General features: G+C 35.3%; 13 protein-coding genes and 1 pseudogene. 12 read left to right on the top strand and 2 right to left on the bottom strand.

What is annotated here, in order from left to right; translation table 11 throughout:
- The first annotated feature begins 1 nt into the window (after window position 1).
- From AC3WV0_RS08565 to AC3WV0_RS08605, 9 genes and pseudogenes are all read left to right on the top strand, one after another.
- The gene (locus AC3WV0_RS08565; RefSeq protein WP_488845702.1) at window positions 2–499 is read left to right on the top strand and encodes a hypothetical protein; all 498 of its coding nucleotides are present in this window, start codon (window positions 2–4) and stop codon (window positions 497–499) included.
- 136 nt (window positions 500–635) lie between these two features.
- Window positions 636–974, top strand: coding sequence for a hypothetical protein (locus AC3WV0_RS08570; protein WP_488845704.1), 339 nt, complete (start codon window positions 636–638; stop codon window positions 972–974).
- Between the two features lie 2 nt (window positions 975–976).
- A complete protein-coding gene (locus AC3WV0_RS08575; RefSeq protein ID WP_488845793.1) occupies window positions 977–1,249 on the top strand; it encodes an RHS repeat-associated core domain-containing protein in 273 nt (90 codons plus the stop codon).
- 7 nt (window positions 1,250–1,256) lie between these two features.
- Window positions 1,257–1,937, top strand: a complete 681-nt coding sequence (locus tag AC3WV0_RS08580; protein WP_488845706.1) for a hypothetical protein — start codon at window positions 1,257–1,259, stop codon at window positions 1,935–1,937.
- A complete protein-coding gene (locus tag AC3WV0_RS08585; protein WP_488845708.1) occupies window positions 1,919–2,350 on the top strand; it encodes a hypothetical protein in 432 nt (143 codons plus the stop codon). Before AC3WV0_RS08580 ends, AC3WV0_RS08585 begins: the two co-directional genes overlap by 19 nt.
- Window positions 2,351–2,532: 182 nt before the next feature.
- Window positions 2,533–2,902, top strand: a pseudogene (locus tag AC3WV0_RS08590) (RHS repeat-associated core domain-containing protein); the annotation flags it as partial.
- A 735-nt stretch (window positions 2,903–3,637) separates the two neighbouring features.
- A complete protein-coding gene (locus AC3WV0_RS08595) occupies window positions 3,638–4,003 on the top strand; it encodes a hypothetical protein (protein WP_488845710.1) in 366 nt (121 codons plus the stop codon).
- 171 nt (window positions 4,004–4,174) lie between these two features.
- Window positions 4,175–5,179 (top strand): RHS repeat-associated core domain-containing protein, encoded by a 1,005-nt coding sequence (locus AC3WV0_RS08600; protein ID WP_488845712.1) that lies wholly within the window; start codon window positions 4,175–4,177, stop codon window positions 5,177–5,179.
- A 368-nt stretch (window positions 5,180–5,547) separates the two neighbouring features.
- Window positions 5,548–5,913, top strand: a complete 366-nt coding sequence (locus tag AC3WV0_RS08605) for an RHS repeat domain-containing protein (protein ID WP_488845714.1) — start codon at window positions 5,548–5,550, stop codon at window positions 5,911–5,913.
- 46 nt (window positions 5,914–5,959) lie between these two features.
- Here AC3WV0_RS08605 and AC3WV0_RS08610 read toward each other — a convergent pair whose 3' ends face one another.
- Window positions 5,960–6,667 carry an RsmE family RNA methyltransferase gene (locus AC3WV0_RS08610; protein WP_488845716.1) on the bottom strand — a complete coding sequence of 236 codons (708 nt, stop codon included), beginning with the start codon at window positions 6,665–6,667 and terminating at the stop codon, window positions 5,960–5,962.
- On the bottom strand, window positions 6,667–7,683 hold the full coding sequence (gene tsaD / locus AC3WV0_RS08615) for a tRNA (adenosine(37)-N6)-threonylcarbamoyltransferase complex transferase subunit TsaD (protein ID WP_488845718.1): 1,017 nt from the start codon (window positions 7,681–7,683) through the stop codon (window positions 6,667–6,669). Before tsaD ends, AC3WV0_RS08610 begins: the two co-directional genes overlap by 1 nt.
- A 4-nt stretch (window positions 7,684–7,687) precedes the next feature.
- Here tsaD and AC3WV0_RS08620 point away from each other — a divergent pair, with 4 nt between their 5' ends.
- The 3 genes from AC3WV0_RS08620 (at window position 7,688) to AC3WV0_RS08630 (ending at window position 13,536) form a co-directional block, all read left to right on the top strand.
- Window positions 7,688–12,484, top strand: coding sequence for a translocation/assembly module TamB domain-containing protein (locus tag AC3WV0_RS08620; protein WP_488845720.1), 4,797 nt, complete (start codon window positions 7,688–7,690; stop codon window positions 12,482–12,484).
- 134 nt (window positions 12,485–12,618) lie between these two features.
- A complete protein-coding gene (locus AC3WV0_RS08625; protein WP_029298841.1) occupies window positions 12,619–13,089 on the top strand; it encodes an Lrp/AsnC family transcriptional regulator in 471 nt (156 codons plus the stop codon).
- Window positions 13,090–13,158: 69 nt separating this feature from the next.
- Window positions 13,159–13,536, top strand: coding sequence for a hypothetical protein (locus AC3WV0_RS08630; protein WP_488845722.1), 378 nt, complete (start codon window positions 13,159–13,161; stop codon window positions 13,534–13,536).
- The last annotated feature ends 1 nt before the right edge of the window (window position 13,537 follow it).

Raw genomic sequence — 13,537 nt, forward strand, 5'->3', positions numbered from 1 at the left:
GATGACGCTGAAAATACTTAAATTATTATCATTAAATGCATTTGTACTCCTGCTCTTTTCCTGCAAAACATGGAAATTAGCAGGAAAAACAGCTTGGAACGAATATTACAAAGTATCCAGTATAGATTCTATAAACAATTATTATATTGTCTATATAAAGGGAGGAGACGCAAAGTATAAGATCGTTTCCAAAAAAGAAAAAACATCTGATTGTAATAAAATAGAGGTTGGAAAAGGTTATCCAGAGTTTGTCTTAGAAAAATTAATAATTAAAGAAAGTTATTTACCCGGGAAATACATATATAATGAAATAGGTTCAATGCATTACGTTCCCGACTGCATTAAAATGGATGATGAAAAGACAGAAGTTTGCAGAGACGTGGGACTGGATAATATATACAAAACCAAAAACCTGAGAGGTTTATGTTATGAAAAATTACCTGAAGAGAAACAGGGCAAATTTTTCCTGCCTCCTTTGAAAATACAGGAACGACCATGAAACATATTTTTTTCAGCCTATTAATATTATGCTTCTTGTTAAGTTGCAAAACACATAAAAATGTAATTATAGCGGATAGAGAATCAGTTAATCATATTTAGTAGAAAAAATAGATTCCGTAAACAATTATTATCTTGTGTATGTTTCTTATGAAAAAGAATATTATAAAGTAGTTTCCGAGAAATCGGCATGCAGTTATAATATTATAAAAGCAGGTGAAAGATATCCTTCTTTTATGTTTCAGCCGTTAATTGATGAAGAAGAATATAAGAGAAGAGCAAAAGCCTTTAATGTTATTAATTATTTAGATTTAACTCCAAGCTGTATAAATTTAGACAATTCTACTAAAGTTTGTAAGGAGGTTATCCATGATCCATCTGGTAATGTTACTAAAACCAAAGTGTATGGCTTGTATAAAACTTCAAATTTAAACGGTTTGTGTTATATAGATCTTTTGCCTAGACTTAATAAATAAAAATCGCTAAGGAAACCGGGTTTTATGATTACGGATGGCGAAGCTATATGAGCGACATCGGAAGATGGTTTGGGATGGATCAACTCTCTGAAATGTATTCTTCTTTCTCGCCATATGCGTATGTAGGCAATAACCCCGTGATGAGAACCGATCCCGATGGCAGAAAATGGGCAGGCAACGATTTGAGAGAATTAGAAGCAGAGCATAGAGCCTGGAGAAACAGCGGCGGCGGCGGTGGTCTGGCCAGTTATTTTGCAGGCGGAGGAAGTGTTTAGTAATGAAATGAATTCTTATTTCGGGAACACTGGCTCAGGTTGGAGTACGGATTTTGGCGGCTACGCTACTTTTGGACAGACTCAAATGTACAAAGACATCATGGCTTATCTTACACAACCAGATTACTTCGAAGGGATTGATTTTTCGCAGTTTGGAGGAGGAACAAGCAATCATGAAAATCCAGCAGCTTTTTGGTATTTTGATAAGAAAGGAGAACAATTAATGAATCATTGGTTAGAAGGGTCGGGGAAATATTTAAGTTTTTCATATGATAAAAGTTGGACTAATTATATGAGTAAAAATGGATTTATAAAGGACGAATTATATAAACGGGCTTTAGCAAGAAGCTATATGATGTACTCTGAGAAGAAAGGCACATATTCTGAAACATCTGGTAATTTTCATTTTGAAATAGATAATACATATAATACAGGATATGGCTTGCTACATGGGACTAAATATTTTAGTTATGTATTAAATGGAACTTATGATAAAAAGAGTGACTCATATATTTTTGAATATAATTTAAAATGGACTGATCAAATAAATCATAATAAAAATGTTTTATTAGACAGAGCTTTTAATAGTTTCACAAGAGCAGTTGCACACCCTAAAGATTATTGGATAACAATTAAATGGACTCAAACAATTATAATAAAAAGTAAAGAATGGGAAGAATTACATTAATCATAATTTTATTTCTGGCTATTAGTTGTAATAAAAATTCTAATTTGACCAGAAATACTAATAAAGATAGAGCAGTATTTGTAAAAAAAAATACATTTATATCTTCTCCTGGAATATATTATTTTAGGGATATTAGTATTGTTGTAAAGGAATTTAAAGATAATACTATTGTTTATGGAATTTTTGATTATTATAATAAGCTTTTATATCAAAGAAATATTAATAATTCCATTAGCAATTATATGAAATGGGCTATTTATGTTGATAATCAAGGTCAAGTATGGTTCTATAATGTAGATTATCAGGAAACAAACGTTTTCATTCTAAAGCAAAACGGAGGAGTTTTCATTGACAATTACAAGAAGCTTCCTCCTGTTCCGAAACAGCTTAAAGATTTTATAAATAAAAAATAATCTGGTCGTGGGTCGTGTATCAAAGTTAGTGATGGCATAGTCTTCAATTATTAACCTATTGAAAATCAATAATAAATTAATATAGATTAAGAGTAGGTATTCCCTACTCTTGGTTTTTTTTGTCGATAAAAACATATGCAAATGATTGAGAATCATTCCTGTGTGTATCAAAGTTAGTGATTTCCGCAGGCTACTACGATTTTGGAAAAACAATATATTTACAGCTATACAGACCATTTAGGAAATATCAGAGTTAGCTACTTTAAAAACACCAATGGCAGCGCAGAAGTTCTTGAAGAAAACAATTATTATCCTTTTGGGTTGAAGCATGAAGGATACAATGCCCAACCGGGAAACCCAGCCTATAATTACGCTTATAATGGCAAGGAATTACAGAAGGAAACCGGCTGGAGTGACTACGGTGCCAGAATGTATATGGCTGATATCGGACGTTGGGGCGTTATTGACCCACTGGCAGAGACATCGAGAAGGTTTAGTCCTTACAACTATGCTTTAAATAACCCAGTTAGCTTTATAGATCCTGATGGAAGAAAAGCTATGTCTCCTGTTATGGGAGATTCTTTTGCTCAGAATTCAAATTCTTTCTGGTTTGCCTATGGAAGTTCACTTGATGAAAGGGATAAATTCTTATCTGAAAACCATGGTGGTGGAGTTTCAACATCTTCTCTTTTTAGACAAACGCAGGAATTTAGAAATTTAATGGCTGGAACAAGTGGTACTTTCGGAGAAACACAGACGTATAAAGATATCATGGCTTATCTTGCACAACCATCATATTTCCAAGGAATTGATTTTTCAGGATTTGGAAATGATGAGAAAGAACCTTTGCAAAAAAAACAAAAAGAACAATGGGACTTAGATGGTGATGGAAGAATAAATTTAAAAGAAGCAAATAATTGGTATCGAAATGGGAAAGGTAAGCCTATAACTTTAGACGCAAGTAAATTAGATTTAAACTTTATTGATACTTCAAGTTGGAAAAAAGATGAAATACACACTGTTCAAACCTTATTTAGTTCTGGTGAAGGCCGTGTATTAGGTAATATAACAATGAAATACTTAGGAAATAATAAAGTTATCATTTTTCCTGATACTTACAATTTTGAACAACATGGAGATTTTTTTGACAGTCCAATAAGAAATGCAGCAACAGTATTTGGTAAATGGAAAGCTGGAGACGGGATACAATACCAAATAAATTTCAAAGGAAGTAATACAATAATTCATCAACTAAAACCCACAAGAGTTTACCCATAAATTTTAAATATGAAAAATATAATTTTTTTTTATCTCTTATTACTTATTTGTAATAGCTGCAATAATTCAGATTCAAATAAAAATGCTCCTAGAAATTATGTATTTATTTCAGAAGGAGGCAGTCAAAATAGAGTTATGCAAAATAACAAGCTAATCATAGACAGTGGAGCTGTAGACTTTAAATTCAATAGTGATTTTATTGTTTTTTCGAAAGATACAACTTATTCTATGACACCCAATAAGATTAATAAATCTGATTTAATTTATTACATATATGATGTTAATAAAAATATTTTATATAGGGAACTGACAATCGATAAATTTAAAGAGATTATTAATAATAAAAGACTTAATAATCTAGATATAAGTAAATAAAAATCTTGTCGAGTTATACTTCTTGACTTTAAATCATATGATGGAAATTACAGCCGTACATAAATTTTACGATGAGGTCTTTCAGGAAGTGGCGATAGAGGCTCTTATAATACAGAATTAGCACCCGAAACTTATTCCGGGAAGGAAGCATATGATATCCTTCAGCAGGTGGTGAACCCTGAGTATGATTTTGCGCAATCTGATTTTTCGGGATTTGGTGGTGATGAGAAGCCTGTGAGAATGTATATGTCGGATATCGGAAGATGGGGCATTATTGACCCACTGGCAGAAACCTCGAGAAGGTTTAGTCCTTACAACTATGCTTTAAATAACCCTGTTAGCTTTATAGATCCTGATGGAAGAAAAGCTACATCTCCTGTTATGGGAGATTCTTTTGCTCAGAATTCAAATTCTTTCTGTTTACCTATGGAAGTTCAGTTGATGAAAGGGATAAAATTCTTATCTGAAAACCATGGTGGCGGAGTTTCAACATCTTCTCTTTTTGGGCAAACGCAGGAATTTAGAAATTTAATGGCTGGAACAAGTGGCACCTTCGGAGAAACACAATGGTACAAAGACATCATGGCTTATCTTGCAGAACCAGACTATTTTCAAGGAATTGATTTTTCAAAGTTTGGAAATATTGATCCAACACCGAAAAGAAAATATCTTCAACAAACAACCAATTCTTATTTTGGAGCGATTGAAAGTGTAGATCAATATCAATTAGATCATGCAAACTGGACTGATGAATATCAAGGGACAATGGAGTTTTTAGGAAATCTGAAAGAATACTTTGACTCTGCAGGTGATAATTTAGGAGGGGCTGGCTACGGTAGTTTTGCTATTGATAATTTAAAAACAGTAAAAGATATTGTTGAAAAATTTAAAGCATTTAATCCAAGTTTAGGATCAGTAGTAGGTGCAATAGTAGGTGTCGTTGGAACTTCAATCAATTTAGAAGGCGATAGATTTGGTCAAATAATGGATATTTATAAAAATGCTGATTATCGATATGATCAGCTACATAAACACAATCCAATGTTTGATAAAGGTGTAACTGTCAATGTTAATGTAATCATTGGGACAAATGGAGGAGGATATACTAACATTTCTATATTTGATATATCTACACACAGATATTTAAGTGGGGGACAAATTGTCCATAGAAAATAATAAGATTAAAATGAAAATTAAAATATTATATTTATCACATACAATAACAGCATTAATCATTTTTGCTTTTAGGATTTTTTATAGTTCATCGAATAATAATATTTTTAAAAATATTTATAATTTATTTAATTATAAAATGCCAGAAATTAAATCCTTAGTGTATTTTTTTCTCATCATGTCACTTTTTGCTAATGGATTTTTAAACAGGAGAAATATTATTAATCAAGTTTTAATAGGTATTCTTATAATAGTAAATTGTTTAATTATTACTTTATCTATAAAAGTATGGTAAAATAACTAGTGGTTAATTTAAAAACACCAGTGGCAGCGCAGAAGTTCTTGAAGAAAACAATTATTATCCTTTTGGGTTGAAGCATGAAGGATACAATGCTCAGCCGGGAAATCCAGCCTATAATTACGCTTATAATGGCAAGGAATTGCAGAAGGAAGCAGGCTGGAGCGATTATGGAGCGAGAATGTATATGTCGGATATCGCAAGATGGGGCGTTATTGATCCACTGGCAGAGACCTCGAGAAGGTTTAGTCCTTACAACTATGCTTTAAATAACCCTGTTAGCTTTATAGATCCTGACGGAAGAAAAGCTATGTCTCCTTTTATGGGAGATTCTTTTGCTCAGAATTCAAATTCTTTCTGGTTTGCCTATGGAAGTTCACTTGATGAAAGGGATGATTTTTTAGCTGAAAACCATGGTGGTGGAGTTTCAATATTGTAAATATTAGGTGATAGCTTGATGGAATTGACAAAAATACTATATATTCTTACTTATCATTTACATCCAAATTATAATAATTCCACGCCGCAACAAAAATGCCCGCAGTTTCCGTTCTCAATCTTTGATTTCCTAGAGAAACTGCTTTTACATGACGGTCAGCCAGGAGCATAATTTCCTTTTCGGAAAAATCGCCTTCAGGGCCGATAAGGAAAGTGATGTGGTTGAGTGTGGGGATTTCCTTTAATGTGATTCTATGAAGATTTTCATGACAATGCGCTACAAAAGTATTTTCGGGAGTGATGCTTTTTAAGAAATCCTGAATTTTAATGCTGTCATTAATGACCGGAAAATGAAATCTCAAACTTTGCTTGGAAGCAGCTATTGCCTGTTTTCTCAGTTTATCGATATTCAGGTTTTTGCGCTCTGTTTTTTCAGTCTGTAAAATGGTAATTTCTGAAATGCCCATTTCCACCGCTTTTTCAATAAAAAATTCGATACGGTCGATATTTTTAGTAGGAGCAATCGCAATATGTAATGCAGGATGAAAGTTTGGCAAATCGGTTTTGATGTGATCTACAGCAATATTTGCTTTTTTGCCTTCAATCATCAGTTTTCCGGAAGCGAGATTTCCTTTTCCGTCGGTTACGTGAATTTCTTCACCTTCCTTCATCCGAAGAACTTTTACAATGTGTTGTTGTTCTTCATCATTGATCGTTACTTGATTTCCTTCAATCTCTCCGTAGAATAGTTTCATTACAAATCGTATTTTGCCGTTGCACTGGTTCTTAAATCCGTAAATTCTCCCCGTTCAAATTTGAGTTGAGCCACCATGGCAATCATTGCGGCATTATCGGTCGTGTATTCAAATTTTGGAATGTAGATATTCCAGCCGAGTTTTTCGTGATTGTCTTCCATGGCTTTCCTTAATGCTGAATTGGCCGAAACGCCACCGGCAATGGCAACTTCTTTAATATCTAAATCTTTTGCTGCTTTTTCCAGTTTATTCATCAGGATTTCAATGATTGATTTCTGAACGGAAGCACACAGGTCATTCAGATTATTTTTAATAAAGTCCGGATCTTTTCTTACTTCTTTCTGGATGAAATACAATACGGAGGTTTTGATTCCGCTGAAAGAATAATCGTAATTTTCAAGCTTCGGCTTATTGAACTTAAAAGCATCGGGATTACCTTCTTTCGCGAGCCTGTCAATGATAGGCCCGGCAGGATAATCAAGGTCAAAGATCTTTCCGATTTTGTCGAAAGCTTCTCCGGCGGCATCGTCGGTTGTTTTTCCGATAATTTCCATGTCAAAATAGTCCTTTACCAGGACGATCATTGTGTGTCCACCGCTTACCGTAAGGCATAAAAAAGGGAATTTCGGCGGCATAGGATTTGCATCCTCAATGAAATGCGCTAAAATATGCGCCTGGAGGTGATTTACTTCAATTAAAGGAACATCTAAGCTCATTGCCAAAGACTTAGCAAAGGAAGTTCCTACCAGAAGAGATCCCAAAAGTCCGGGTCCGCGGGTAAAGCCTATCGCGGAAATTGCATTTTGTTGTATATTTGCTTTAGTTAGAGATTTTTCAACAACCGGAATGATATTTTGCTGATGAGCACGTGATGCAAGCTCAGGAACAACACCGCCATATTCTTTATGGATCGCCTGATTTGCAGCAATGTTCGACAGAATAGAATTTCCCTTGATGATAGCTGCTGATGTGTCGTCGCAAGACGATTCAATACCTAAAATTATAGAGTCGCTCATAATAATGGCAAAGTTAGAGAATAATAACGAGAATGAGAACAAAAAATCGGTAGCTGAAAACTTAGGTAATCAGGTACAAAAGGTGGTTGAAAATGCCGGAGACAAAGTAAAGGAGACCGTGAAAGAGGCTTCTGAACTTGCTTCTGATGCCATTAAACATCCTGTGGAAACTGCTGAAGAATTCGGAAAACAGGCTGTAAAAGATGTTACCAGTTACTCATGGTGGGCGCGTCTGCTTTTGATTCTGTTCTGGCTTGGACTCGGACTTGTGGTTTCCATTTTTATTGCGATAAATCTTCCTGTCACCAAGCAATGGGCCGCAGATCAGGCTTTGCAGGTTGTAAACCGGGATTTCAAAGCGCAGATGTCAACAGAAAGTGTTGAGGTCAATTTTTTCGGAAATGTAAAGGTTAAAGGGTTAAAAATCAAAGACTACAAGGGATACGATTTTATTCAGTCAAAAGAATTTATTGCCAATTCAAACTGGCTTTCTCTGTTTAGAAATATCACTAAAAATAATTCGTTAAGCTTTAATTCATTAACCTTAAAAAATGCTGATGTAAAAGTCATTACCTATAAAGGAGACAGTATTTCAAACTTTATCCGTTTCACGCAATTATTCGACAGCGGAAAGAAAAGAGATCCCAATAAACCTCCTTTTCAGCTGGATTCGAGACTGCAGATTCTGGATTCTAAAGTTTCCATTGTTAATTTAAATTCTCCCGGTGAAAAAGGAAAATGGCTGACAGCGACTAATTTTAGTCTTAAAGCGCCTAACGTAAAAGTTAATGGTAGAAATATTTCCGCAATTATTAACAATATGTCTTTTACGACAAAAAGATGGGGGAAATCCCATTTCGTAGACACGTTTTCAACGGAATTCTCCATGACTCCGGAATATCTTGCTTTAAAAGACCTTACTTTAAATACAGATCATTCGCTTTTACAGGGAGATATTAAATTTAACCTTCAGGACGACGGATCATGGTCAGATTTTGCCGATAAAGTGAAATGGGAAATGAATCTGATCCAGGGAAGCCAGTTGAGCGGCTACGATATCAGTTATTTTGTGACCAACTGGGATAATTTTAAGCCGTTTAACATCTCCGGAAAAATGGCGGGTCCTCTGAATGATTTTAAACTTGATAATTTCCTGATCAGAAATCCTGATGTGAATATTGCCACAAAATCAATGAAGGTCAACAAGCTGTTAAAAGGTAATTTTTTAATTGAAACCAATGATCTTTCTGCAGATTTTACCTATAAAGATCTGAAAGCAATGATGCCTACATTCATTTCCCAGAAGATGAAAAATTTTGCTGATGATTTTGGAAAATTAAAATATAACGGAACCGCAAGCGTGAATCCTAATCGGGTGTACGTGGCAAGCGGAAATTTGATGACAGGTATCGGGCAGGCAAAAATCACCCAGTTTTCTTTAACGGATTACAGCTCCTCAATGCCTAAATATGTCGGAATTGCTGAGGTTAAAGATTTAAATACTTCCGTTATTACAAAAAATAAATCAGTAGGTTTAATTTCGGGAAGATTTGATGTCAATGGTCAAAGCTTCGATGTGAATACCATGAGGATTAACACCAAATCCAGGATTACCAGTATTGAGATCATGAATAAAGAGATCAATAATGTGTACCTGGAGGGTCTTCTGGATCATAAAAAATATAGCGGACTCATCACAGTCAATGATGAACAGGCAAAAGCAAATATTAAGGGATTAATTGATTTCAGCACTTCAAGAATTTCGATGAATGTGAATGCGGATGTCAATTATCTCAATATGAATTACTTTACCAATACTCCCGGAACCCAGGTGTTAAGCGGAAGAGTAAACGGAAAAATGGCCATGTCGTCAATCAATGATTTGACTTTAGATGTTGAAGCCAATGGGATAAATTTTGCTACGGCGACTCAGAAATATTCAATTCCAAGTGCCAAGCTGAAAACTTTTATTGAGAATGGTGGTCGCGTCATCGATGTTGATGCACCGGGAGCTGCCAACGGTAAAATTTCAGGGAGATATAATCTTGGCGATCTCGCCGGAATGGTTGAGAACGGATTAAATAAAATCCTGGTGGGACCAGCTCCTAGAAGAATGTACAGAGGACAGAGCTTTGCCATGAACTTTGATGTTCAGCAAGGTTTAGTAAGTTATTTCCTTCCGGATCTTAAATTGCCGCAGGGCGCAAAAATTGAAGGTCAGTACGACGGAAATTCTAATAATCTTATTTTAAATCTGGATGCTGCCTCATTAAAATATATCATGACAAAAAAACAGGAAATCACCGAGGCCGATAAAGCGCTGGCCGCCGCAAATCCTGCATATACCATCAATGAGAGAGACAATATCACCAGAGACAGTGCGATGGTAGACAGTGTCATGGTAAGAATCAATACGGCAAATCTCAATGAGCAGATTTTTGCTAAGATCAATAGGCTGCAATACAATAAAAACATTATCAAAGATCTTACATTGAGCGGCCGCAATGAAAATAATACCATTCTTCATCTGGCAACGAAATTTAAACATGGAAGCCCCGAAGATGAACTGGATGATAATCTGAAAGAATATGCTATCAATATCAATCAGTCTACCAATGCAGGAGGTGATTTTGTTTTCCGTTTTGAACCTACGGAAGTGAAATTCAATGATGTGACCTGGGCTATTGATACGAGTCCCGAGCTTAATCATTCTATCACTTACCGTAAAAAGGAAAAAGATTTTGATATCAGAAATCTGAGAATCTATTCCGATAAAAGCGCATTGTTTGTAAAAGAAGCCCAGTTCAAATCGGCCAAAGATTTTTATCTTGATGCGGAAGTCAACGATTTTGCCATTGAAAAACTCATGGAAATGCAGCCGGGAGGAAATTCAATGAATATAAAAGGTCTGGCCAAGGGAAATGTGAAAATCAGGATGGATAAAAGTACGCTTCAGCCATTAGTGGATATGACGATCGACAATATTATGATGAACGGAAATGACATGGGAGATATCACGATTTCCGCAACCAACAGTTTCTCATTAAATGTATACGATATAGATATTAAAGTAAACTCCGCTGGTGTTATCGGAAATAACAGCCTTCATGTGACCGGTACGGTGAATAACAATACTTCTTCACCGACAATTGATCTTACGGCTGAAATGAAAGATTTTGATGTTGCTTTCGCTCAACAGTTTGTAACTACCGTTTTTGATAATTTAAGAGGTAAGGCAACAGGAGATCTTAAAATTACCGGAAAGTTCAGTGATTTGGATTATAGCGGGGATATTGCCTTGAAAGGATTCGGGCTTAAGCTCCTGTTTACAGGTGTAGATTATTCATTTGATGATACGGTAATTCCCTTAACTAAAGGTCTGGCTATTCTCAATAATATCGAAGTTCACGACGGAAGAACCAATTCAAAAGGAAATATTTCAGGAGCGATACAGTTTGAAACCCTTTCTTCATTGGGCGTCAACCTGGTGATGCGTGCTGATAATTTATTAATCTTAAATACAACTCAGAAAGACTATGATCTTTTCTGGGGAAGAGTGTACGGACAGGGAGATCTGTATGTTGACGGTCCGGTTTCGGGCTTAAGTCTTTCCACTCCGAATATGAAAGCGCTTAGCGGTAGTACTTTCACTTTCAATTCTGGTTCAACGTCCAATGTAGAAGAGTTTAAAATGCTGAGATTCCTTAAAGAAGGGAAAGATGGTCTTGTAACTTTAGAAGAAAAGAAAAAATCCGGGGCCAATATGAATATTGATTTTGCCCTCGATGTTGATAAAGGAACTACAGTGAATGTATTGATAGGCGATGATGTTGGAAATATTACGGTAAAAGGTGCTGCTGAAAAACTGCGTTTCCAGATGAGTCGTCAGGGTAATATAGCCATGAACGGAACGTATAAAGTCGAAAACGGAACGTTTGTCTCTAAGGCAATCCTTAACAAGACTTTCCAGATCGAAAAAGGCAGCAGCATCAGATGGGATGGTGATGCGATGAAGCCTGCGCTGGATATTACGGCAAATTATGTAAGAATGGTTTCCAATGCAGGTGAATACCTGAATATGGGAAGCCTGCAGCCAATCAGTATTCTGCTTCAGGCTAATATTACACAGTCTCTTGTAGATCCTAAAGTTGATCTCGATGTGACGGCATTGGATGTTTCCAGTCAGGTAAAAGAAACACTGGCAGCCAAAATGAGCCAGGAAGGTGAAAAAGTACTGCAGTTCGGGTCTATATTGCTCCTAAACAGCTTTAATGTTTCTAAAACCGGTGGAGTAGATGTAGATGTTGCAGGTGTTGCCGAATCTTCCGGATACAATATGCTTTTAAAGCAATTAGGGTCTGTTCTTAATACCATGAGTAATGAGTTCCAGATTGACCTTAATTATGTAAAAGGTGACCAGTATTCCAACACCGGAGACCGTGCAAATGCGGGGGTAAGTTTTGCGCTTTCACCGAGAGTAAAAGTAAAGACCGGCTTGGGAATTCCTCTTACCAAAACTGAAAATACTGAGACCAACTATCTCTCCGGAGAGGGAACTATTGAATACGATATTTCCAAAAAAAATGACGGAAGTCTTATTTTGAGAGGCTATTCAAAACCGTCAAATATTGGTGTCATTAATGGCGCCGGATCCAACGGAACTGCTAATCAGGCCTATGGAGGGGGTATTGTCTGGAGCAAGAGCTTTAATTCTTTTTTCAAAAAGAAGAAAAAAGATAAAAAACCATCTGAGGATAAGACAGAAATAAAAACAGATTCCACAAAATCAGCCACAAAATAATCCTTATTCTATAATGATTTTTCTCATACGTGTTAATTATTGTTAATATTTGATATAATTTTTTTAGTTAAATTATTTTTTATAAATTTGCAAAAAATACATTGTTTTTTTAAGAAAATTGTAATTTAACTAATATGAACTATCAACTGGACGAAATAGACAAGAAAATTCTTGATTTCTTAGTAGAAAACACAAGAATGCCTTTTACAGAAATTGCCAAGCAGATGGATGTTTCTGCAGGTACAATTCATGTAAGAGTGAAAAAGATGGAGGATGCAGGTATTATTTTGGGATCATCTCTTAACATCGATTACGGAAAGCTGGACTATCATTTCACGGCTTTTATCGGAATTCTTTTAACAAAATCAAACAGAACACAAGAGGTTTTGAAAGAATTGTCAACTATTCCAAATGTGATCGAAGCAAGCGTTATTTCCGGAAAATATAATATTTTCTGCAAAGTGAGAGCTAAAAATACGGATGATGCCAAGAGAATTATCTATCAGATTGATGATATTCAGGATGTAATGAGAACGGAAAGTATGATTTCTATGGAAGAATACCTAAGTGATAAAAACAGACTGATCAACGCAATCTCTGTATAATCTGATTTTTCAAAAGAATTATATAAAAGAACTTATGAAATCTCTCATAAGTTCTTTATTTTTGTACTTATGGAAGAATACAGCTATTTTGACGAAAATCCTAAAAAAGGATGGGGATTTATTCTGGCATTTGCAGCGTTGATGCTGTTTACTTTAATGGGATTCGGAATCGATCTTGATGAATATTTGCAGCACGAATATCTTCACATCCCCAGATGGTATTTCTTTGTAATTTTTGCCGTTGATGCCTTAATGGCTATAAGTCTGGTCTTAATGTTTTTCTACCGTAAAATAGGGATTTTTGCCTTTCCCACGTTATTGGTTTTACATTTCTTTATGCACAATTATTATTTGTCTACATTCCTTTACACAGATGTGACCAATCTTTTCCTTTTTACAGGTTTTGGGATGTTGGCGATTATTCCGAAATGGAAGTTTTTCAGATGAT

Source organism: Chryseobacterium sp. 27AL (genome assembly GCF_057815395.1).